At 59.9% G+C, this 22,659-nt stretch carries 21 protein-coding genes and 1 tRNA gene; 8 read left to right on the top strand and 14 right to left on the bottom strand.

The genetic code is table 11. The features are described 5' to 3' along the window. Positions 1-293: 293 nt before the first annotated feature. Positions 294-908 (bottom strand): protein-methionine-sulfoxide reductase heme-binding subunit MsrQ, encoded by a 615-nt coding sequence (msrQ, locus tag ACR0K9_RS17585; protein ID WP_480825149.1) that lies wholly within the window; start codon positions 906-908, stop codon positions 294-296. Between the two features lie 4 nt (positions 909-912). After that, a complete protein-coding gene (msrP, locus tag ACR0K9_RS17580) occupies positions 913-1,815 on the bottom strand; it encodes a protein-methionine-sulfoxide reductase catalytic subunit MsrP (protein ID WP_480825147.1) in 903 nt (300 codons plus the stop codon). A gap of 119 nt (positions 1,816-1,934) precedes the next feature. Between msrP and ACR0K9_RS17575 the strand changes: the two genes are divergently transcribed. Next, the gene (locus tag ACR0K9_RS17575; RefSeq protein ID WP_480825145.1) at positions 1,935-2,588 is read left to right on the top strand and encodes a hypothetical protein; all 654 of its coding nucleotides are present in this window, start codon (positions 1,935-1,937) and stop codon (positions 2,586-2,588) included. A gap of 33 nt (positions 2,589-2,621) precedes the next feature. On the opposite strand, the gene clpB is transcribed toward ACR0K9_RS17575, so the two are convergent. Both clpB and ACR0K9_RS17565 read right to left on the bottom strand, forming a co-directional pair. Beyond that, positions 2,622-5,240 carry an ATP-dependent chaperone ClpB gene (gene clpB / locus ACR0K9_RS17570; protein WP_480825143.1) on the bottom strand — a complete coding sequence of 873 codons (2,619 nt, stop codon included), beginning with the start codon at positions 5,238-5,240 and terminating at the stop codon, positions 2,622-2,624. A 127-nt stretch (positions 5,241-5,367) separates the two neighbouring features. Beyond that, positions 5,368-5,685, bottom strand: a complete 318-nt coding sequence (locus tag ACR0K9_RS17565) for a hypothetical protein (RefSeq protein ID WP_480535446.1) — start codon at positions 5,683-5,685, stop codon at positions 5,368-5,370. 129 nt (positions 5,686-5,814) lie between these two features. Here ACR0K9_RS17565 and pyrF point away from each other — a divergent pair, with 129 nt between their 5' ends. Next, a complete protein-coding gene (gene pyrF, locus ACR0K9_RS17560; RefSeq protein WP_480825141.1) occupies positions 5,815-6,519 on the top strand; it encodes an orotidine-5'-phosphate decarboxylase in 705 nt (234 codons plus the stop codon). 273 nt (positions 6,520-6,792) lie between these two features. Here the strand turns inward: pyrF and ACR0K9_RS17555 are convergent, their stop codons facing one another. Continuing rightward, complete coding sequence (locus ACR0K9_RS17555) at positions 6,793-7,191, bottom strand: NUDIX hydrolase (protein WP_480825155.1); 399 nt, start codon at positions 7,189-7,191, stop codon at positions 6,793-6,795. A gap of 86 nt (positions 7,192-7,277) precedes the next feature. Here ACR0K9_RS17555 and ACR0K9_RS17550 point away from each other — a divergent pair, with 86 nt between their 5' ends. Next, complete coding sequence (locus ACR0K9_RS17550; protein ID WP_480825140.1) at positions 7,278-8,531, top strand: DNA polymerase IV; 1,254 nt, start codon at positions 7,278-7,280, stop codon at positions 8,529-8,531. 1 nt (position 8,532) lies between these two features. Here ACR0K9_RS17550 and ACR0K9_RS17545 read toward each other — a convergent pair whose 3' ends face one another. Continuing rightward, entirely contained in the window at positions 8,533-9,405 is an 873-nt protein-coding gene (locus ACR0K9_RS17545) for an N-formylglutamate amidohydrolase (RefSeq protein ID WP_480825138.1), read from the bottom strand. Positions 9,406-9,557: 152 nt separating this feature from the next. On the opposite strand from ACR0K9_RS17545, the gene ACR0K9_RS17540 reads away from it, so the two are divergent. Together ACR0K9_RS17540 and ykgO are read left to right on the top strand one after the other, a co-directional pair. After that, positions 9,558-9,632, top strand: a tRNA-Val gene (locus ACR0K9_RS17540). 91 nt (positions 9,633-9,723) lie between these two features. After that, the gene (gene ykgO, locus ACR0K9_RS17535) at positions 9,724-9,849 is read left to right on the top strand and encodes a type B 50S ribosomal protein L36 (RefSeq protein WP_005648635.1); all 126 of its coding nucleotides are present in this window, start codon (positions 9,724-9,726) and stop codon (positions 9,847-9,849) included. 100 nt (positions 9,850-9,949) lie between these two features. Here the strand turns inward: ykgO and ACR0K9_RS17530 are convergent, their stop codons facing one another. Next, entirely contained in the window at positions 9,950-10,831 is an 882-nt protein-coding gene (locus tag ACR0K9_RS17530; RefSeq protein ID WP_480825136.1) for an alpha/beta fold hydrolase, read from the bottom strand. Between the two features lie 234 nt (positions 10,832-11,065). On the opposite strand from ACR0K9_RS17530, the gene ACR0K9_RS17525 reads away from it, so the two are divergent. The 3 genes from ACR0K9_RS17525 to ACR0K9_RS17515 all read left to right on the top strand — a co-directional run bounded on the left by ACR0K9_RS17525 (position 11,066) and on the right by ACR0K9_RS17515 (position 13,269). Continuing rightward, a complete protein-coding gene (locus tag ACR0K9_RS17525) occupies positions 11,066-12,082 on the top strand; it encodes a Fe(3+) ABC transporter substrate-binding protein (RefSeq protein WP_480825134.1) in 1,017 nt (338 codons plus the stop codon). 117 nt (positions 12,083-12,199) lie between these two features. Beyond that, positions 12,200-12,754, top strand: a complete 555-nt coding sequence (locus ACR0K9_RS17520) for a helix-turn-helix domain-containing protein (RefSeq protein WP_480825132.1) — start codon at positions 12,200-12,202, stop codon at positions 12,752-12,754. Positions 12,755-12,762: 8 nt separating this feature from the next. Next, on the top strand, positions 12,763-13,269 hold the full coding sequence (locus ACR0K9_RS17515) for a GNAT family N-acetyltransferase (RefSeq protein ID WP_480825130.1): 507 nt from the start codon (positions 12,763-12,765) through the stop codon (positions 13,267-13,269). Here the strand turns inward: ACR0K9_RS17515 and ACR0K9_RS17510 are convergent. The 7 genes from ACR0K9_RS17510 to ACR0K9_RS17480 all read right to left on the bottom strand — a co-directional run bounded on the left by ACR0K9_RS17510 (position 13,266) and on the right by ACR0K9_RS17480 (position 22,651). After that, positions 13,266-13,991 (bottom strand): response regulator, encoded by a 726-nt coding sequence (locus ACR0K9_RS17510; RefSeq protein ID WP_480825128.1) that lies wholly within the window; start codon positions 13,989-13,991, stop codon positions 13,266-13,268. The genes ACR0K9_RS17515 and ACR0K9_RS17510 overlap by 4 nt on opposite strands. A gap of 92 nt (positions 13,992-14,083) precedes the next feature. After that, complete coding sequence (locus ACR0K9_RS17505) at positions 14,084-15,328, bottom strand: molybdopterin molybdotransferase MoeA (RefSeq protein WP_480825126.1); 1,245 nt, start codon at positions 15,326-15,328, stop codon at positions 14,084-14,086. Continuing rightward, positions 15,321-15,809 (bottom strand): plastocyanin/azurin family copper-binding protein, encoded by a 489-nt coding sequence (locus ACR0K9_RS17500; protein WP_480825124.1) that lies wholly within the window; start codon positions 15,807-15,809, stop codon positions 15,321-15,323. Before ACR0K9_RS17500 ends, ACR0K9_RS17505 begins: the two co-directional genes overlap by 8 nt. A gap of 15 nt (positions 15,810-15,824) precedes the next feature. Beyond that, entirely contained in the window at positions 15,825-18,026 is a 2,202-nt protein-coding gene (locus ACR0K9_RS17495) for a HEAT repeat domain-containing protein (RefSeq protein WP_480825122.1), read from the bottom strand. Between the two features lie 165 nt (positions 18,027-18,191). Next, complete coding sequence (locus tag ACR0K9_RS17490) at positions 18,192-20,873, bottom strand: arsenate reductase (azurin) large subunit (RefSeq protein WP_480825120.1); 2,682 nt, start codon at positions 20,871-20,873, stop codon at positions 18,192-18,194. A gap of 18 nt (positions 20,874-20,891) precedes the next feature. After that, complete coding sequence (locus ACR0K9_RS17485) at positions 20,892-21,461, bottom strand: arsenate reductase (azurin) small subunit (RefSeq protein WP_039543441.1); 570 nt, start codon at positions 21,459-21,461, stop codon at positions 20,892-20,894. A 5-nt stretch (positions 21,462-21,466) separates the two neighbouring features. After that, positions 21,467-22,651, bottom strand: coding sequence for a cytochrome-c peroxidase (locus ACR0K9_RS17480; RefSeq protein ID WP_480825118.1), 1,185 nt, complete (start codon positions 22,649-22,651; stop codon positions 21,467-21,469). Positions 22,652-22,659: the final 8 nt, after the last annotated feature.

The raw sequence follows: 22,659 nt of genomic DNA, 5'->3' as shown, positions 1-22,659 counted from the left end.
ACCGTCTCTCCGATGCGTCTCAACCGTCTTTCCAGTCCGTCAGGCCGTCTCTCCGACCCGTCAGCACCGCCTCAGCAGCGCCGGTGAAGGGCGTTCTAAGTATAACATCGGGGAGCCGCAAGCGAAAAAATCAGAAATCGGCGAAAAAACTGCAACTTCCATATTTATTAATAAATTACATAAGGTTACCGGACCCCTCTGCGCGCGCAGACCTGCAATCGAAGCAATCGCAACGCAAGAAACTGAACCACGGGCGCGTTATTCACATAATTACCCACAGACCCGGGCAAAGTTCAGGCGGAATCGGCCGGTCCTGCACGAGTCATCAGGCTCGGCAACGGCAATCGCGCCACTAAAAGCCCGATGATCGCCGAAAGGTAGAGCAATGGCTCAAGCTGAAATCCCTTGACCAGCATCACATAGTGAACCCCGCCCAACAGAACCGCCGGGTAAACCAGTTTATGCAGCTTCCGCCAGCGCACCCCCAAATGACGTACCGACCAATTGTTCGAGGTCACTGCCAGTGGCAGCAGCAGAATAAACCCGGCCATGCCGACCGTAATATACGGGCGCTTCAGGATATCGGCCCAGATCTGGCTGAGCAGTTGCACGTCGAGCATCAACCAGACCAAGAGATGCAACGCAACATAGGCAAAGGCCAGCACACCAATTGACCGGCGAAACTTCATCAGGTTCAAGCCGAGATGCTGACGCAAAGGTGTAATAGCCAGACCTAAGATCAGAAGCTGCAAGGCCAACAGACCCAGCTCGTGTTCCAGCGCCTTTATCGGCTCGACCCCCAACCCCCCGGTCAGGGCAAGGTACAAAAGCCAGGGCGCTGGCAACGCCCCAAGCGCATAGACCGCCCAAATAGGAATCTTGCGCAAGGTCTGGTTCACACTCTGCATCGGCTCAGTAGTTCTCTTTCAGGTTCATACCTTCATACAGGCTCGCGACCTCGTCTTCATAGCCATTGAACATGAGCGTCGGGACGCGCTTGGCAAAAAGGCCACCGCCGATCTGACGTTCGCTGGCCTGCGACCAGCGCGGATGGTCCACATTGGGATTCACATTGCTATAGAAGCCGTATTCACGCGGTGCGGACATGTTCCAGCTGGTGGGTGGCTCGTCCTCGGTCAGGGTGATCTTCACAATCGACTTGATCGATTTGAACCCATATTTCCATGGCACCACCAAACGCAGCGGCGCGCCGTTCTGATTGGGGATGGGACGGTCATAAATGCCGGTCGCCATGATTGTCAGCGGGTGCATCGCCTCATCCAGACGCAGGCCTTCGCGATAGGGCCATTCCAGAATCGGGAAACGTGTGCCGGGCATCTCGTCTGGGCGATAGGCCGTCTCGAAGGCCACGTATTTCGCGCCGTCCTGAACACCTGCCATGTTCAGCAGATCAGCCAATTCGAAACCATTCCAGGGGATGACCATCGACCACGCTTCGACACAGCGAAAGCGATAGATGCGCTCTTCGACCGTCATCTCGGACATGATGTCCTTGAAGTCATATTCGCCGGGGCGGTCGACAAGGCCGTCGATCTGAACGCTCCAGGGTTCGGTCACCAGAGTATGTGCGTATTTGGCCGGATCATCCTTGCGGGTGCCGAATTCATAAAAGTTGTTGTACGAAGTGATCTCTTCCCAGGTATTCGGCTCAAGCGCGTCCTGCGCCGCCGCAGGCTGCGCCATCCCTGCCAGGCCCACACCTGCCAGCCCGGCCATAACCTGCCGCCGGTTCAGAAACGCCGCCCGTGGGGTGACGTCGGCATGTGTCAAAGTGTTGGTCCAGCGATGCGCCATCTAGGTCTCCGTAATCAGTTGTCCTCGGGGTTGAGGTAATGTGCTGATAGCACAGAGCCAAAGAAACAGGCGTAACGATTGAGCGAACGGATTGTAACGTATCGGGCGGATCGTCCGAGTTGTACAAGTTCAATCCTGATCTTGAGCAGCCCGGAAACCGTCACGCAAAGCCACAGTTTCGCCGCTTAGCTATGAAATTACTCGTTGCACAAATTTGGCCACCATTAAATATACAGATCATGTTCCGATCCCTGCTGTTCACGTTATTGCTTCTTGCCAATCCCGTGTTCGCTGATTTGCAATCCTGTCAAAAACTCTTTGATGCGGCACCTGCATTTCTAAGCGATCTGAAACAGACCGGCTCTCACAGCTATGAGGATGAGAAACCCGGCCTCGGGTATTCGCGGAGATTCACCAACCCATCCTCCAAGCTGACGGTTTTTTTCTACGACCATCAGCGGGACAAAGTGACGCCTGAACTGGCGCTGGAAAGCTTCAAACAAGCGGCGCGCGACATATTGATCGTGGCTGAGAGGAAAGGTGTGCAACTTGGAGAGATCAACGCCTATCAAATACAGGACGCGGAACAGCTGCTCCCTTTGCGCGCCGAGACGTTTTCATCGGACGGATCATCCGAACTGCTGGCGCTGGGGGTGGTTGACGACTGCATCGTAAAACTGCGCTTCACCGTGCGACTGCCCGTCGACAAGGCCAAGGATAAGCTCGATACCGTCATCGGTCATCTGCAACAGGGTCTTGCCAGCCCCATATGAAGAAGACCCGCCAATGCGGCGGGTCATTCATGTTTAGTGCACAACGGCATCATCCGGACGGGGCCGTTCAGAAGTGCCCAGCCGATCGCCGATGATCAGGCCATCCGAGCCCGCAGAGACCGGAACGGTTTCACCATCCCTGATCTCACCGGCGAGCAGCGCCTCGGCCAGCGGGTTCTGCAGGGCGCGCTGGATCACGCGCTTCAGCGGGCGTGCGCCAAAGACCGGGTCATAACCTTCGTTGGCCAGCCATTCCTTGGCGCCATCGTCCAGGGCCAGCTCGATCTTGCGGGCGGCCAGACGTTTCTGCAGACGTGCCATCTGGATATCGACGATGCCATCCATATCGGCCCGCTTGAGGCGGTCGAAGATGATCGTCTCATCCAGACGGTTCAGGAATTCGGGCCGGAAATGCGCCCGGACCGCATCCATCACATCCCGCCGTGCCTGCGCGCTGTCCGCACCTTCTGGCAACTGGCTGAGCGCCTGAGAGCCGAGGTTCGAAGTCAAGATGATCAGCGTCTGCTTGAAGTCCACGGTGCGGCCCTGACCATCGGTCAGCACACCGTCATCAAGAACCTGCAACAGCACGTTGAACACATCCGGATGCGCTTTTTCGACCTCGTCGAACAGCACGACTTGATAGGGCCTGCGCCGCACGGCTTCGGTCAGCACACCGCCTTCGTCATAACCAACATAGCCCGGAGGGGCACCGATCAGACGGGCAACCGCGTGTTTCTCCATGAACTCGGACATATCGATGCGCACCATCGCGTTGTCGTCATCGAACAGGAAGTTCGCCACGGCCTTGGTCAGCTCAGTCTTACCCACGCCAGTCGGTCCGAGGAACAGGAAGGAGCCCAACGGGCGGCCTTCGTCATTCAAACCCGCACGCGCACGGCGCACGGCGTTGGCCACGGCTGTGACCGCCGCATCCTGACCGATCACACGGGAATGCAGATCGTCTTCCATCCGCAGCAGCTTCTCGCGCTCACCTTCCAGCATCTTCGAGGTCGGGATACCAGTCCAGCGTTCAACCACCGAAGCGATCTGTTCCGGACGCACCGTTTCCTCAGCCATCATCTGGCTGCTTTCGGCGTTCTCAGCCTCGGTCAGCTTTTTCTCAAGCTCGGGGATGACGCCATAGGACAGCTCCCCGGCTTTCGCCAAGTTGCCTTCACGCTTGGCGATCTCCAGATCAGCGCGCGCTTTGTCGAGCTGTTCCTTAAGATCACGGGCACCCGCCAGCTTGTCACGTTCGGCCTGCCACTGGGCGGTCATCTCAGCGGATTTCTCCTGTAGATCGGCCAGGTCCTTTTGCAAGGTTTCCAGACGATCCTTGGAGGCTGCGTCGTCTTCCAGCTTCAGCGCCTCTTCCTCGATTTGCATCTGCAGGATCTGGCGATCCAGCTGATCGAGTTCCTCGGGCTTGGAATCCACCTCCATCCGCAGACGCGATGCCGCTTCATCGACAAGGTCAATGGCTTTGTCCGGCAGGAAGCGGTCGGTGATATAGCGATGCGACAGGGTCGCCGCCGACACCAGTGCCGAATCCGATATGCGCACACCGTGGTGCAACTCGTACTTTTCCTTGATGCCGCGCAGGATGCTGATCGTGTCCTCGACGGTTGGTTCAGCCACAACAACGGGCTGGAACCGGCGCGCAAGGGCTGCGTCTTTTTCGACGTACTTGCGGTATTCGTCCAGCGTGGTCGCACCGATACAATGCAGCTCACCCCGGGCAAGCGCAGGCTTGATCAGGTTGGCGGCATCCATCGCGCCGTCGGATTTACCCGCGCCGACAAGCGTGTGCATCTCGTCGATGAACAGGATGATCTCACCGGCGGCTTCGGTCACTTCGGTCAGAACGGCTTTGAGGCGTTCTTCGAACTCACCACGGTATTTCGCACCGGCGATCAGCGCACCCATGTCGAGCGCAAGCAGCTTCTTGTCCTTCAACGATTCCGGCACGTCGCCATTGACGATGCGCAGGGCCATACCCTCGGCAATCGCGGTTTTGCCGACGCCGGGCTCCCCGATCAGAACCGGGTTGTTCTTGGTTCGACGCGACAGAACCTGCATCGAACGGCGAATTTCCTCATCCCGCCCGATGATCGGGTCGATCTTGCCCTCAGCCGCAGCCTCGGTCAGGTCGCGCGCGTATTTCTTGAGCGCATCATAGCCCTCTTCCGCCGAGGCGGTGTCAGCGGTGCGCCCCTTGCGGATGTCGTTGATCGCTTCGTTCAGTTTCTGGGCGGATACGGCCCCGGCCTCCAACGCCTCTTTGGCTTTGGATTTCACCATGCACAGCGCCATCAGAACGCGCTCGACCGGGACAAAGCTGTCGCCCGCCTTGGTGGCAATCTTTTCGGCCTCATCCAGAACCTTCGCGGTCTGGCCGTCCATGTAAATCTGGCTCGCATCGCCGCTGACCTGCGGGATTTTGGTCAACGCAACATCCAGCGCCTCGACCACGCGGCTGGGCGCACCGCCAGCGCGTGTGATCAGGTTGCTGGCCAGCCCCTGATCGTCATCCATCAATGCCTTGAGTATATGTGTGGGCTCCAGCCTCTGATGCCCCTCGCGCAGCGCAATCGTTTGCGCGGCTTGCACGAATCCCCGTGCCCGCTCGGTGAACTTGTTCAAGTCCATTTTATTCTCCTTCTCTCAAGCGCCCCGGTGTGACGCGCCCGCCAGGCGGCACGCATCGGTCGAAGCCTCACATTCAATCTGGGAAATATCTCTGGCGGTTCAAGAGGCTGGACTACAGAATCCCGCGCTATTCGCGCTGGATCGTATAGACGGTGTAGCCTCCGGTTTCGGCCACCTGAACCGCGCCCAAATCATCGACAAGCGATTGCGCCGCCGCGCTGCCTGTCGGGCAGGAAACGAGATCCGCCGTGTGATCAAGGAAATTGCCGGTAAATGCCGTTTCACCGGTGAGCTGGCACCAGTCATCCTCGGATCTGTAGCCACCCACCAGACGCAAATCGTCATTTGTCGGGGCGGGCGCGGCCCCGGTTTCCGGCGTCTCCAGCGTTGGTTCTTCACAAGCGGCCATCATAAGGACCACGCCCACCAAAAGCAGTTTCTTCATTTCCTGTCCCTTTCTTTGCGAAATGCTGTTTTAAATTGACGTCATCATAGCACAGGCCGGCCACCTCGCGCATGGACAGAGAGGCCCGAACCCGTTAGGACGCAGTCGTTTGCCAAAAAGGAGCCCCCAATGTCCGATGACCGCCTGATCGTAGCCCTTGATGTTCCCAACGCCCTGCAGGGGCTGGCCATGGCCGAGCGGCTGGGCGACAGCGTCTCGTTCTACAAGATCGGGCTGGGCATGCTGACCGGTGGCGGGCTGGCGCTGGCCAATGAGCTGAAACAGGATCACGGCAAGCGCATCTTTCTGGACATGAAGCTGTTCGACATCGGCAATACGGTGGAAAACGCTGTGCGGGGGCTGGCGCAGTTCGATCTGGATTTCCTGACCGTGCATGGCGACCCGCATGTGGTGCGGGCGGCGAAAGAGGGGGCCTTGGGCAAGGATCTGAAAATTCTGGCGGTGACCATCCTGACCTCGCTGAACCGGGACGATCTGGATGCCAGCCTGCTGAAGGCCGGCGACGTTCAGGAGCTGGTGGTTGAACGTGCGGCGCGCGCGCTGGAGGCCGGGGCCGATGGCGTCATCGCCAGCCCGCAGGAGGCGGCACTGATCCGCGCCCTGCCCCAGGCCGAGGGCCGGTTGATCGTCACCCCCGGCGTACGGCCTGCGGGGGCTGCACTGGGCGACCAGAAACGTGTGGCCACCCCGGCCAATGCAATCGGAGATGGTGCGGACCATATCGTTGTGGGCCGTCCGATCTATCAGGCCGACGATCCGAAGGCCGCAGCGCAGGCAGTTCTGAACGAGTTAAATTCTTTGACACGGCATTAAATCCCGCGCGGAATCAGCGGGTATTAGGGCGGTTATGGCAGACAACCAATTGACGTAACGTCAATTTTTTCCGTTTCTGCGCCAAAACGTCCCTGTGCCCGAAAACACACATGAAACATGCGAGTTTTCTAATTCAACGCTTACGCCTATCGAAAACAGCCAATTTAAGCGATTCTTGGGGCAAGACACTCCCCAACGGACCGTGACTTCCTGAGGTCCGTTACCTTTCCCCCCGCCGTTGCGGGGGGTTTTCTTGTAAATGCTGTTCCTGAATCAAAGTTTGTTTTCTTCAAACAGGTAATCCCGAAGGCGATGTCTGAAATGTGGGATTGCCAGCGGGTTCGACAGAAAATCGCGTGGGCGCATCAACTGCCACCCCTGCCCTTCGTCGCCAAAGCGGATCAAGCCGACATCCCCGGGCGGACGTCGCGCGACGAAAAACCAGCTCTGATCATACTGACGAGACCAGAACAGATCGTCTGCCTGCAGATACAGGCCAACCTCTTCGGCTGTTTCCCGCAAAACACATGCCATTGGCGTTTCCCCGCTCTCGCGTCCCCCGCCCGGGAAATCCCAGTGGTTTGGGAAGGGAATGCCCGGCTTGTCGTCGCGCTGGATGACAAGCAATGCCTCGCCAAGGAACAGGGCGACTTTGGCTCCGGTAAACTCCATAACTAGCTTTTTCTTTGTCATCAGGCGCGATAGATTCTACCCCATTGATCGAACATTCCAAGGCGCTTCGGATCCGGGACCCTGCCATGCCAGCCATTTGCCGAGATTGCCTGACCATGCTGACCGACGAACGGCGATGCCCGTCCTGCGGCAGCCCGCGCGTGAAATCGCATCCCGAAATGTTTGACCTGACCATCGCACATATGGATTGCGACGCGTTTTATGCGTCAATCGAAAAGCGCGACAATCCCGATCTGGCGGACAAGCCTGTGATCATCGGGGGCGGTAAGCGCGGCGTAGTCTCGACCGCCTGTTACGTGGCGCGTATTCGTGGCGTGCGCTCGGCGATGCCGATGTTCAAGGCGCTGGCCCTGTGCCCTGATGCGGTGGTGATCAAGCCGCGCATGTCGCTTTATGCCAGCGTCTCCCGCGAAATCCGCGCGATGATGGATGAACTGACACCGGATGTGGAGCCCCTGTCACTGGATGAGGCTTTCATGGATCTGTCCGGCACCCAGAGGCTGCACGGCGCGCCGCCTGCGGTGATGCTGGCCCGGCTGGTCAAACGGATGAAGGATGAGCTGGGACTGACCGGGTCGATCGGGCTGAGCCATAACAAGTTTCTGGCCAAGGTGGCCTCGGACCTCGACAAACCACGCGGGTTTTCGGTAATCGGTAAGGCCGAGACGGCGGAATTTCTGCACGACAAGCCGGTGCGCCTGATCTGGGGCATTGGTCCGGCAGCGCAGGAGACGCTGGACCGGGCAGGCATTCGTACCTTCAGCGATCTGTTGCGCTGGGATCAGGAGGCGCTGACCGCCCGGTTCGGGTCGATGGGCTATCGCCTGTGGCATCTGGCGCGCGGACAGGACAAGCGCCGGGTTTCGGCCCATACGGCGATGAAATCGATCAGCAATGAGACCACATTTTTCGAGGATACGGCCAGCACCGATATACTGGACGGGCATATCTGGCGTCTGTCCGAAAAGGTGGCCGACCGGGCCAAGGCCAAGGGGCTGGCCGGGCGGGTGGTGACGCTGAAACTGAAACGGGCCAATCACAAGATCATCACGCGGCGCGTGTCACTGCGCGATGCGACACAGTTTGCCGACCGCATCTATCGCACCGCGCGTGGCCTGTTCGATCAGGTGGGGGATCAGGGCCCCTATCGCCTGCTGGGTTGCGGGTTGTCCGATTTGTGCCCGGAAGATCAGGCCGATATCTCGGGTGATCTGCTCGACCCCGGCGCGGTGCAACGTTCGCAGGCGGAACGCGCCACCGATGAAATCCGGCGGCGGTTCGGAACGGATGCCATCGTGAAGGGCCGCGCGCTGCGCTAGGTTATTCAGCTGCCAGTTGCTGCGGCTCGGACCCGATGGCGGCGATATCCGCCGTCACCCGCCGCAGCAGATCGCGGAAGGCCTGAAAATTGCCATTGGGCTGAATCGTATCCTCATCCATATAGAGCGAGCGGTCGATCTCGATCTGGATCGCGTGCTGATGACGCGCGGGCCGGCCATAGGTCTGGGTGACATAGGCCCCTGCAAAGGGCGTGTTGCGCACCACATTCAGCCCCGCCGAGGCAAAGGCCGATTCGATCTGATCCACGATCACGCCCGAGGCCGATGCGCCAAACCGATCCCCCAACACGATCTCGGGCCGTGCGTTCCGCGCGCCATTGGCCATCGCCACGGCCTCATGCGGCATCGAGTGGCAATCGATCAGAATCGCTTGTCCGAAGGTTGCGTGCGATTCGGCCAGCAGCGTTTTGAGACGCTGATGATAAGGACGCCAATAGGTGTCGATCCGCAACCGCGCCTCGTCCATCGTCAGCTTACCGTTGTAGATCGCCCGACCGTTCGCAACGACGCGGGGAATCACGCCCAGACCCGAGGCAACGCGCGGGTTGTGCCCCTGTCGGCGTGCGCCTTGGATCAGAGCGGGATCCAGCTCATCCGCGCTGCGGTTCAGATCAAGATAGGCGCGCGGCATCGCAGCGGCCAGCAAGGGCGCCCCAAAGACCGGGGCTGAATCAAACAGCTGATCGACAAAGGCATCTTCGGAGGAACGAATCACATTTCGGTTCAACACCGATCGCTTCAGCAACGAGGCCGGATAGGTCCGGCCACTATGCGGCGAGGCAAAAACCACGCAGGACGTGCGCCTGGCAGGCATATCCAGTAGATAGGTGGCGTTGGATGCAGCTATGGTCATGTGCCCTTCCGTTCATTCGCATTGAACATAGACCGGAAAATAGTTCTTCCAAACCCCTTGATCCCCCCAACGACTCCTTTTATAGACCCCGCTACCGGCGCGGGGTTCCGCGCCCCATTTCGTTATGGGGCAGGTCACGCAAAGGTTTCAGTGGGCGGTTAGCTCAGCGGTAGAGCACTTCGTTGACATCGAAGGGGTCACAAGTTCGATCCTTGTACCGCCCACCATGAATTCACTGTTCCGGGCATCCGGGACACCCGACAAACCCAGGCGCTGGCCACGTCTTTGATGAAGGCGCCGCAGATTGGAGACAGACCCATGAAGGTCAAGAACTCGCTCCGCTCGCTCAAGAACCGGCACCGTGACTGCCGGGTTGTGCGTCGCAAAGGCCGCGTCTACGTGATCAACAAGACGCAGCGCAAGTTCAAAGCTCGCCAGGGCTAAGAACTGCACATTCCGAATTGAAAAAACCGCGCCTTCGGGTGCGGTTTTTTTATGCGCAAAGAGCGCCTGTGTTCGCTGGCAGAAGACCTGCTGATGGGAATTATTTGTTGGAAGACGCGGCAATTTCGAGAACGAACTCTAAAATCGCATTGGCCAACACGTCAGGTCGTTGAACCGGTGCGCCATGGCTCACTCCGGGCACTATCATCAGCGTTGCGCCATCAACTTTTTGATACGTATATTCTGCCATCAACCGGTACTGTTCCAGAGTATTTTCTCCGTACATGATCAAGGTTGGGCAACCGATGCTGGCAAACTCTTGAGGTGAAAGCGGGTTGGCTGTTTCTGCATTTAAATCGGGCAGCATCGTATGGCGATTTTCCAGGTGCACTTTCTGAAAGTTTGGGTGAAGTTCTGAGAATCCTCCTGCCTTCAAATTGTAAACCGCTTCAAGACCAACACTTATCCCGCGCTCCAAATCGCCGCTTTGGGCCAACTTATAAGCCTGCTCCAGACGATTCCATGCGACCTCCCGCGCAAGTTTTAGCGATCCGTGTTCTGTCGGTGGCTCGCATTCAAAAGATGGCTCAAAGATAGCCAGCGAGAGGACACGTTCGGGTACCGTTGCCGCCGCGCGAAGCAAGATGCCACCCGCGTATGACCAGCCAGCAAGATGAACGGGTTTCTCTAACGCGCACAAAATATCGATCAGATCTTCTGTGTGAACGCGGCGCGCAAACGGTTTATCGTCCGGCCAGTTCCAATCACCGAAATGACGCTGGGTAATCGCCATGAATTGCGCCTTGCGCGACACCGATTGCCAAAAGCCACACCAAATTCGGTGGTCTGCCCACGCACCATGTACAAACAAAATGGGCTCGCCATGACCAACATCCACCATCGGAAAGCGCGTTCCGTTGACGACAAGTGGCCGCGCAACAGGCATACCCGATAAGTCGGCAAAGTGTGCATTTGGCTGCATGCAGGGCAGCCTAGTCAATGAAGGCCGGGCAGGCAAATTTCCGATCTCAGCGATAGCCGAACAAGCATGGCCGCACTGAGCCGGTGCTCTTCAAATTCATTTTTCCTTCGCGGATACCAGCGACCTTTTGCCCAACTAAATTTGTCGGATTACCTTGCATCCCCGTCAGAATCGTTTAATTGACTAAATCAGTCGGGTTATGACCCGCAGCGTATTCTAATTTTGGGACACATCATGCTGAAATCCTCCACCTGCGTCGCAGCCGCACTGACCACCTTGGTTGCCACCTCGGCCATCGCCGAAGGCGAGCTGAACCTCTATTCCTCGCGCCATTATGACACCGATGAGCGTCTGTATTCCGATTTCGAAGAGGCCACCGGCATCACCATCAACCGCATCGAAGGCAAAGCGGATGAGCTGATCGCGCGGATGGAAGCCGAGGGCGCAAACTCTCCTGCAGATATCCTGTTGACCGTAGATACATCGCGCCTGGCGCGCGCCAAGAACGCGGGTATCTTGCAACCGATCGAAAGTGCGGTTCTGGAAGAGCGCATCCCTGCGAACCTGCAGGACAGCGACAACCAGTGGTACGGCTTCTCACAGCGCGGGCGCATCATCTTTTTCGACAAGGAAAATGTCGAAAACCCGCCTGCAACCTACGCCGATCTGGCGAAACCGGAATACAAGGGGCAGGTCTGCATCCGGTCGTCGACCAATACCTACAACCAGACACTGCTTGCATCGATCATCACGCATGAAGGTGCCGAGGCCGCAAAAGACTGGGCAGTGGGTATCGTTGACAACATGGCCCGTGACCCGCAAGGGGGTGATACCGATCAATTGCGTGGTATCGTGTCCGGTGAATGTGAGATCGCCGTTTCGAACACATATTACTTCTCGCGCGCGATCCGCAAAGATGTCAAAGGCCTTTCCGATGACCTTGACAAGGTTGGCTTCGTATTCCCGAACCAGGACAGCTATGGCGCGCATATGAACCTGTCCGGCGCCGGCGTTGCGGCCAACGCACCCAACAAGGAAAACGCTATTCTGTTCCTCGAATATTTGGCCGGCGATCAGGCGCAGCAATATTTCTCGGCAGGCAATGACGAGTTTCCTGCTGTTGTGAGCGTCGACCTTGCAGACTCGGTCAAACAACTTGGTGAATTCAAAGCGGATGAGGTGAACCTGTCCGGGGTTGCCAAAAACATCCCTGAGGCGCAGAAAATCTTTAACGAGGTTGGCTGGAAGTAAATTCCATCCCTTTGGGCAGTCCAAAGAGCGCGGTAGATTCCGCGCTCTTTTTTGCTTACACGATCAATAATTTAAAGCAATAATCCCACATATGAGCATGATTCCCATATATGACCGATGTTAGATAATCTTTCTCATCGCCTTGCTGCGCGGCTGAATGAGTTGCGGCAAAGCCGCGGCTGGTCCCTTGATCAGCTGGCCAAGCAGAGCGGCGTCAGCCGCGCCACGCTGTCCCGGATGGAGAAAAGCGATGTCAGCCCGACGGCGGAAACTCTGGGTCGCCTTTGCGCGGCCTATGGCCTGCCGATGTCGCGCCTGCTGATGATGGTCGAGGACAGTTTCGAGCCGCGCGTTCCCTTTGAACGCCAGCCCGAATGGCGCGACCCCGAAACCGGGTTCACCCGCCGCTCCGTCTCGCCCCCAGCCACGGGGTTGAGTGGCGAGGTCATGGAAGGTCACCTGCCCCCCGAGACCGAGATCAGCTATGACAGCCCTCCGAAACCGGGGCAGGAACATCATCTGATCATGTTGGATGGCGAGTTGACTTTGACGGTGGATGGCGTCGATCACACTCTCGGCGGTGGCGATTGCCTGCGATACCATCTGTCTGGCGCGACCCGGTTTCAGACCGGCCCCGCACGCGGCGCGCGATATCTGTTGGTGCTGATATGATCACGCGATTGTCTGACGTAGATTTCGACGGGGCGCTTGAGGATCTGACCGACATCCTGCATGGCTGTGTCCACGATGGCGCCAGCATCGGGTTTATCCTGCCCTTCGCGAAAGAGGACGCCCGCAGCTATTGGCGGGATCACGTGCGTGCCGAATTGCAAGCCGGGATGCTCGACCTGTTCGCGGCTTATGTCGACGGGCGCATTCTGGGCACGGTGCAACTGATACCGGCTGCGATGCCGAACCAGCCTCATCGCGCGGACGTGGCTAAGCTGCTGGTCCACCCCCGGGCGCGCCGTCGTGGATTGGGTCGGGCGCTGATGGCGGCGCTGGAGGAGCGTGCGCACCAGTTGGGGCGCACAGTGCTGGTGCTGGACACCCGCAGCAGCGACCCCTCGCGCCTGCTGTATCAATCGCTGGGTTTTCAGATTGCCGGAGAGATTCCGAATTATTGCCGCAATCCGTTTGAAGATCGGCTGGAGCCAACCACCTATATGTACAAGGACATCGCCTAGCCGTTGGATTTGCGCACATTTGCGGCAAAGCAATAGCCGATCCCATGCACGGTCTTGATAAATGTCGGCGCGGCGGGATCGGGCTCGATCTTCTTGCGCAGGCGCGCAACATGCACGTCGATCGTGCGGTCGCCCACGAAGATCTCGCGCCCGCGCGCCTTGTCGAGCAGCTGATCGCGTGAAAACACCATATGGGGGTTGGTGACGAAGGCCTGCAACACTTCGAATTCGGTGGTGGTCAATGGTGTGGGCTCTGCCGCTCCCGCCGCGGTCAGGCTGCGTTGGTTTACGTTCAGAATCCAGTCCCCGAAAGTGATCAGGGGCATCTCGGCGCCGTTGACCGGCTTCTCGTCGGGACGGGCGCGGCGCAAGACCGAGCGGATGCGCGCCAAAACCTCGCGCGCTTCGAACGGTTTGGTGATATAGTCATCAGCGCCAAATTCCAGCCCAACAACGCGGTCAAAAATCTCGTCCCGGCCCGACAGCACAATGATCGGGATGTTCGAGTTCAGCCGCAGCTCGCGCGTGATGTCAAAGCCGTTGCGTCCTGGCAGGCCGATATCCAGCAGGATCAGGTCGATCTCTTCCCGCTCCAGCACCGCGTCCATGGCATTGCCCTCAGCGACACAGGTCACCTGACAGCCCTGCTTTTCCAGATAGCGTTGCAGGAACGAGGTGATCTGCGGGTCGTCATCGACAACAAGGATATGTTCTTTGACCATAGATATCTCTGGCTGGCACGGATTATTTGTAGACGCTGCCGCTGGCCCCTTGCAAGAACAGGAGGCGCGCGGCGGAACGGGGTGTGATCTGTTCAGAACCGGATGAAATCCAGCGCGCCACCGGCTGGCAGCGCCTCGGTCTCGGCCGGAATGACCGTAAGGCCATCAGCCTGCGCCAGAAGGGCAACACGTCCGCTGTAGGACGCGGCCATCAGGCGCAGGCGCGGTGTGCCGTCCGCTGTCGTGCCTTCGATACGGACCGGGCGGTACTCCCTGCGCCCTGACTTGCGTTCAAGCGGTTCGGCCAGAACAGCGCGTTCGGGGGTGCGTTCGGTTTGGTGCAGCCCTGCGCGGCGGGCCATCATCTGCGCCCCGATGATCTGCCAGGTGACATAGGCGGATACCGGATTGCCCGGCAGCCCGACATAAAGCGCGTTGCCCCGACGTCCGAACATGATCGGCTTACCGGGTTTCATCGCCACTTTCATCACGTCGGTCTCGCCGCCGATTTCGCTGAACAGACGCGGCATGTGATCTTCGTCGCCCACCGACACGCCGCCGGTGGTGACGATCAGATCAGAGGTATCGCAAGCGTCGCGCAACACCTGCTCCAACAGCGCAGGCGAATCTTCGACCGGCCCCTTGTCAGTCAGATCGATCCACGGCTTGTCCAGCAGGGCCAGCAGCATGTAGCGGTTCGAGTTATAGATCTGGCCCGGCCCCAGCGCCTCGCCCGGCTGGCGCAACTCGCTGCCGGTCGAGAAGATCGTGACCCTGAGCTTGCGGTAGACCTTAACCTCTCCATAACCCGAGGAGGCCAGGGCGGCGGCCTCGCGTGCGGTAATCTCGCAGCCGCGTCGCAAGATCGGGGCACCGGCCTTCAGATCTTCGCCCGCGCGGCGGATGTGCTGACCGGGTTCGGGGCGGCGGCCGAACTGGATGCGATCGCTCCGGAGGTCGCAATCCTCCTGCATCAGCACCGCATCGAAATCGGGTGGAACGGGCGCGCCCGTGAAGATGCGCAAGGCGCTGCCTTCAGGGGCCTCATGGGCGCCGCTGTCACCGGCGGCCACGCGCCCGGCCACCGGCAGTTCGAACACGGGGCCCGCGCCCAGATCACTGGTCCGGACGGCATAGCCGTCCATGGCCGAGTTGTCGAAGGCGGGCATGTCGATCTTGCTGGTGCAATCCTCGGCCAGCACCCGACTGATCGCCTGCGTCAGCGGCAAAGTCTCGGTATCCACAAGGGGTTCGGCAACGGACAGACCTCGCCGCAGGGAGTCGTCCACTGACAGGTACATATGGGCGTGGCGGTCGCAGCCGCAGCCATCAGCCATTTTGTGCCTCCAGATAGTCAAAAAGTTCCTCGAAGCCGGCGCGTTCCGCCTCGCCAAGTTTGGGCAGGTAGGCCTTGGCTTCTTCCAGATTCACGCTGGGATCGCCGACCACCAGCAGCATGACCATTCCGTGTCGACCATGCACGCGGCAACGGATGCCGTAAACGCCTTCCTTGTCGAAGGTCAGGTCCATCACCGGCTTGCCCCGGATTTCGAAACTGCGCGCACCCACCGGGATCATGCGCAGGATCGCCGAAACCGTGTGCCGCCCGGTCGATCCCTTGAACCGCACCGTGGCCCCTGCCGGAACCTGCAGCAGCTTGGGTTCAAAGCGAAAGGCGTGGGCGGGTGTGTCGGCATTCAGATCGATGATCTGATGTACCACGGCGACCTCGGGCAACTCTTCGGCCTGTGCGGAAGAGCCAAACCCCGTCGCCACCGCAATCACCAGCGCTGCGATGGCCTTGCCTGTGCGTGTCATCCGTTCCTCCGGCAGTCAGGCCGCGCGCGAGGGAGCCCTCAGCAGGTCGGCCAATGCGTTGATCATCACTGGCCACTGGGCGCGCCGGTCATGGTCGCGCAGTTCGGTCAGCAATCTGCGGCCAATGGACACCAGCGCGGGGGTGTTGTCATTGACATAGGTCACGATGCGTTGTTCCGGATTGGCCAGCAGGAAGGGCACAATGGCCGCCCCGGCCTGATCCGGCGCCATGTCCGACAACAGCCGCATCGCCGCCTGCCTGACCGGGGCCGACACGTCGTCCAGCAGGCTGCGCGCCACATCCGGGGCGCCGTCCCATCCGGTCAGGATGCACATGGCGTCGATGCGGAACGGGGTGTCGCCGGTTTTCAGCATCGCCCGCAGCTTGCCGCGCAGCGCGTCCTGCGGCGGCAGGTCCGACTGCTGCAGCAGATTGAGCGCCTGCAGGGACAGATTCGAATCGGTGTGCGACATGGCTTGGGTGATCAGCTCCACCAGTTGCTCCTGATCCAGCTCTGCCCCATAGCGCGCGACTGAGACACCCAGCGCCGAAAGCGCCTGAGCGGCGATGTCGGCCTCGGGGTCCTTGGCGATTTGCGCCAGCATGATCTGCATTCCCTTCACCTCGCCCAGCAGACGGATGGCGGACATACGGGTTTCACGCTCCAGCGCCTCGGCATTGTCGTCCAGCGCGACACGGCGGCGTTTGGGATGACGCATGGCCTTGGCGAGCAGCGCCTGCTCGCGCGGGGTGAGAGGCTGAACCTCGTCCTCCGCGGCCTCCTGCGTCATTTCCGCCGCGATGGCGTCATGGCCAAGGATCGCACCAAGGCTGGAGGTCGGGCCGTTTTCGCCCCCTTCCGAGACATCCAGCCCGGCCTCTTGCAGGGCGGCAATGTCGGTTTGCGGGGCCTCGACCTCGGTCTCATCGGCGATCGGCATCTGGGCCAGTGCGAAAGACAGCAGCAATTCGCGACCCTGCTGCTGGTTCACATGCGGGCGGGCGTCATTGGTGACGATCATCGCCAGCGACGCCACCGCCTTCAGCCGCACTGAGCGGAAGGGTGAGCGGCAGGCGCGTTGCAGCCATTCCGCCGCCTCGCGCAGGGGCGAGGTCGCCAGCGCATCGACGATGGCCCATTGCAGGCGTTCGGCCTGAAGGTCATCCGCGTCAACCGAAAACAGCGCGTTCAAACGGTCGGCCACCAGTCCGGGGGCCAGCGCCGCCAGCTGGCCCAACGCCTGTGCCGAAACCTCGGGCTGTTGACCGGTGGCCAGGAAATCCAGCACCTGCCAGCGCAGGTCGTCATGGTCGGAAATCGGCGTGCTGCGGTCGAGGCGATCGAGCAGGGCCAATTGCACCTTGGCCCCGGGGTCGCGCATCATGCGGTCCAGCAGTTCGGGTTCCGAGAAGCCCGATAGGTTCAGCGCCGAGATGCGGATGCCTTCGACCGCATCGGTCAGAGCTTGCTCGACCAGCGCCGGGTCGTTTGGCATCAGTGCCTCATAAGCGATCAGGCGCACCGCTCCGTCCTTGTCCTTCAAAGCCTTGCGGAGAATGCTTTCGGCCTCGGCGCCGCCAATCGTCGCCAATGTCCGCAGGGCGCGGTGGCGCAGGCGGCGGTTCGAGGATTGGGCGAATACACCCAAAGTCGGTACGGCAGGCTCGGCAATCCGCCCCAGCGCTTCGCAGGCCACATCGCCAAGTTCCTGCCCGTCTTCGTCCATCAACGCCATGACGATGGGCTCAATCGCCTCAGCGTCACCCATCTGACCCAGCGCCTTGATCGCGGCGATCTGGGTATCAAGCCAGTCGTCCCACTCGTCCTGATGCAACTCGTCCTCGTCCCATGTGATCTCCTCCCCACGCCCGATCACGAGGGTGCGCAGGTAAGGCGCGGCGTCTTCGGATTTCAAGGCGGCCAGAGCGGTGACGCAGGCCAGTTTCACATCGCCACAGGGATCGTGGATCAGGTTTTCCAACAATTGCGGCGCGGCGTCCTGCACGCCCAGCGCGCCCAGCGCCTGCGCGGCGTCCTGACGGACGTCTTCGTCGTCATCCAGCAGCGCCTCGACAAGTGCCGGGCTGTTGCCTGCGCCGATGGTGCTCAGCGCCTGAATGGCGCGCAGGCGGATCACGTCATAGTCGGATTTTGCCAGTTCGGAAAACAGGCTGGTGGCCTCGTCGCGCAGGGCGGTATCGGAATGGATATTCATATCGGGTCTGCCATGTTTGCGGTCGGGACAGGTTGGGTGAATATGGAAGGCAGGTTTCCCAACCGATACCTGCCTTCCAGTGAACCGGGGACGCCCAGCCCGTGGTCCCTTCTGCAGTGGGACCAGACCCGAGGGGCGGCATGGCGACCGCCCCCCGGAAAGCCGTCAGGCGATATCGCGCGGCGCGAAGGACATCGTACGGAACGAGGTCTTGTAGGGGCTTGGCCCCAGTTTGCGCAGCTTGGCAACGCCCATCTTGTAGTTGTAGTTTCCGCTGATCCAGTCGACGATCCGGCCCTCAAGCGCATTCGCGGGTTGCTGCATGTGCAGGAAGTCCATGTAAACCACGCTTTTCTTGATGGCGGGCGTTACCATGGCCACGGCAGTGATCGCCGCCTTGGTCAGTTCGATATGACCGTTTTCCATCAGTTTCGAGAACTGGAAGTCGTCGCCCTCCACCCCCAGCAGCGTGTGCTTGTTACCCGGCACGCGTTCCGAGTAGACCATCACATAGTCGCCGCTTTCGATGCCGCGCTCGGCCGCATCGTCGGGGTGAATCTCAACCCAGTTTTCCGGCCAGCGCTGCACGATATACGGGCGGCGACGGTCGTCAAAGCCAGACTGCCAGCGTTCGTTGATCCGACCGGAGGTCGCCCACAACTCGCCTTCTTCCTTGTTGGGTTTCAGCCATTCCCAATAGTCCGAGAACAGACCCCACGGCGATTTCTGGATGTTGCACTTGCCGGTCTGACTGTTGAAATGCGTCAGCTTCTTGTTGAACACATCCGCGCCAGCTGCTCCGGTATCGGGCAGGGTTCGGGTGGTGTCGTGCAGACGCTTGGTTTCAATCAGCGTGACGCCATCCGCATCCAGCATGACCGGGCATTGCACGCCGTCGGTGCCGAATTCGCGGACTTTCTGGTGCAGGCCTTTGCCTTCCTTCTTGGCCAAACGATAGACGGCGTGGAAGTCCTTGCGTGACCCGCGGGTAAAGCGCACGGCCTCTTCCGCGACTTCGTTCGAGCTCTGCCAGTCAAACCCGTCAAAGCCCATGCGTTGCGCCAGTTGCGCGATAATCCACCAGTCGGGTTTTGCCGCACCGGGGGCATCATAGAACTTCTGGTACAGGCGCAGACGACGTTCGCCGTTGGCCCGCAGGAAGTCCTCTTCGCCCCATGTCGCCGCTGGGAACACGATGTCAGCATAGCGGTTGCCGATCGGGTCCTGCAAATAGATGTCCTGGTTGATCACCACCATACCGCCGCTGTCGGCGCGGGCCTTCAGCGTATCGATCATCTCTTGCTTGTCGAAGCTGGCGATCTGGTGCGGGTTGCGGACGGTCAGCTCCTCGAACTTGTCGGCCAGTTGCTGGCTGCCGCACATGGATTGAATCCATGTTGTGCCGATCACATGGGCCATACGGGTATGACCTGCGATCAGATACCGGTCGGTATCCATGGCGCGGCGACGGCGGCCCGGCAGTTTCTCGGGCGATTTGTTGCGCGGGTATTTCCCGCCCTTCACGCCGCCCCGCTGGTGACCGCCGGCCCGGCCAATGACCTGACCCGGACGCCCGCCGCAGCCGCAGATGATGCCCAAAGCGGAAATCGCCTGCGTGTTGCCGGTGTTGTTGGACCAGTAGAACCCCTTCTCGATCATCACCGAGGTTTTGGGCCGTGTGCCATCTGCCTTGGGTTTGGCCAGCCATTCGGCGGCAGTATAGATTTTCTGCACGTCGATTTCGGCCATGGCGGCAGCGGCCTCAGGCGAGAACTCGTCCTGCGACAGCAACCATTCTTTCCAATCCTCGAAACCCTTGGTCTGGAACTTGCCCCAGGTCGTACGCCACTGCCATGGCGTGTTCCGAGTGCCCTGACCGAAGCCCGAGGAGCTCTCCCACTTGTTATTGACCCATTTCTTGATCCAGTCGCTGTCCTCCCAGCCATTTTCCACGATGACACGGGCAATGGCGTTGACGACCAGCAGGTCGGTGCCGGGCAGAACGTCGATATGCAGACCGCCCATTTTCTCAGCATGGGCCACACCGGCCGACCGGCGCGGGATCAGATAGATTTCTTTCTGACCGTTCTGCATCCCCTTCATCATCCACTGGGTATAGAGGATGGTCTTGGTCTCATACGGATCAGTGCCGCAGACCAGCAGGGTTTCCGCATCCCGCCAGTCCTCATATGACGGGCCAAAATTGTCAAAACCCGCATCCCGGAAACCGGGGGTCGAGGTCACGTCGGACGGCGTGTCGTGGAAGGTGAAGTTTGCGGTGTTGATATGGCGCAGCGCGTATTTCGAGATCGCATAGGTGTTCTCGATATACTGATAGCTGAAGGTCTTGACGCCATAAGCATTGGTGCCGTGTTTGGCGATGACGTGGTTGCCCACCTCCGCCGCCACATCCAGCGCCAGATCCCACGGAACCGGCATCAGGGTGCCATAGATCCGCATCAGCGGCGTCTTCAGACGGTCGCGCGTCGGTGTCTGCGGGTTATAGCATTTCTGCGCGATACACCCGCCACGTAAGGAGCTGTCGCCGTCGGTGTTGACGTATTGCGTGTCCTTGTCGGGAATGATCACCACATGGTGCGGCTGACCTTTGTGCAGGACGATATTGTGCTGGTTTGGCGCGACCCAGGCACCCAGAGGTGCAACGGGGAAATCCTCGCCAAAGGCGTTTTCGTCCGCAGTTGGACCACCGGGTTTGGCCGTCACAGGCCAGCGATAGACTTTGTAACCACAGGCCACGATGCAATAGTCGCAGGCGGTCGAGATGACCTCGGCGCCTTTGGGCGGCAGTGGGACGTTGGTTTCGGGTACGTAATACGGGGTTGCCATTGTCAGTCTCCCCTCCCCTTATGCAATCAGGTTGTCGTAGCGGCCGTAGATCAGGCCGAACATGCCAACGGCGTAGATGTCATCGCCGTCCAGTTCCAAAAGAACCTGCGGCAGCGACTGATAGGCCTGCCCCGAGACGAGGATGCCGTGCCGTGTCACGTCATAGGTGGACAGGTGCAGCGGGCATGGGCCCAGCACCTTATGTTCGGGCTTGTAGCTGTCATACATCGACCCGCCCTGATGGGTGCAAGTGAGGTTGAAGGCCACAACGTCCCGCTGCGGACCGATGCCACCGCCGCTTTCCACGCCGGTCTTGACCAGGATCGAGTCCGAATAGTCGCCCTCATCCGGGTAGTAGAACTCGACCGGCACATCCTGCTCTAACTCAGAAAGCTTGCCGATCAGCTTGCGCGGATAGGTGGACACCAATGCGGGCACCTGTTCGGCTTGACCGTGGCGGGTAGGCATGGCCACCATCACGGCAAAGGTCGTGGCACCCGAGGCGAACAGGAACTGGCGGCGGTTCACGGTGCAGGCCTTTTTGGCCTCGCCCGAACAGCTGCATCCGGTTGCGTTATGATCTGTCATGACGCTTACTCCTCTGCTGCCGCAGGAAGCGGCTGATAATCCGGCAGGTCGGGTTCCTCGATCAGGATTTCCGCGCCGGACAGGGATTTCAGGAAGGCCACCAGATCCGCCTTTTCCTGATCGTTCAGGCCAAGGGGTTGGATCAGCGGGGATTTGTTTTCAGCGAACTCGTTCTCACCGCCGCCCTGATTGTAGAATTCAACCACATCCTCGAGCGTCTCCAACATGCCGTTATGCATGTAGGGTTCGGTATAGAGGGTATAGCGCAGGCTTGGTGTGCGGAACTTGCCCTTGTCCGCCTTTTCCTTGGTGCGGAAATAGAAGCCGGGGTCGTCCTTGGTATGGCGGTAGAAATCCTCGGTCGAGCCTTTGGCATAAAGCTCGTACCGGAAGGTGACCTGCGCCAGCCCGTCCTCTTCCCAGCCGTCATAAGGCGGTACGCCGGTGTTGTAGTATTTCTCATCCGACAGCAGCGCGCCGTTATGGCATTCGGAGCATTGCGCCTTGCCGGTGAACAATTCCAGCCCGCGTTTCTGTTCTTCGGTCAGCGCCGCATCGTCCCCGCGCAGGTAATTGTCGAAGGGGGTGTCGGTCTGAACGATGGTGCGTTCAAATGCGGCGATGGCTCGCCATGCGTTCGATATACGCGGCCACTGGTCGCCGAACACGTCGTTGAACCGTTCGACATATTCGGGAACGAAGGCCAGCCGCGCCTCCATCATATCGGCCTCGCCGTTGCCGGCGACCGCACCGCCCGCGGCGGATTTGGCCTGACTTTCGAGGCTTTTGCTTGAACCCGCCCAGAACAGCTTGCCGTAATAGGCCGAGTTCACGATGGTCTGGCTGTTGCGCCAGTGAGTTGTGCCGGGATAGCCGAACGAGATCGGTGCTTCGACGTCCCAGCCCACATCGGGCAAGTGACAGGCCGAGCATGGGGTCGACGGGTTACCGCCCAGACGCGGATCGAAGAACAGCATCTTGCCCAGTTCGATCTTGGCCTCGGTCTGCGGGTTGTCCAGCGGGATGGGCGGCTCGCCCAGCGCCACCAGCGGCGCGTCGGGGTCGGGGTCAGCACCGCCGATACCGGCCTCGATCTCCATGCTGGTTTCCGCAATCGCCTGCGACCCGAGGACGGCAAACAGGGCAGCGGTGGCGATTGTGCCTGAAAGGTAAGACTTGAGGTCTTTCATGGGTCCAC

The sequence above is a fragment of the Ruegeria sp. L12 genome (genome assembly GCF_056531745.1).
Note: the sequence above shows the minus strand (reverse complement) of the source record. Positions and strands in the feature narration are given on the sequence as shown.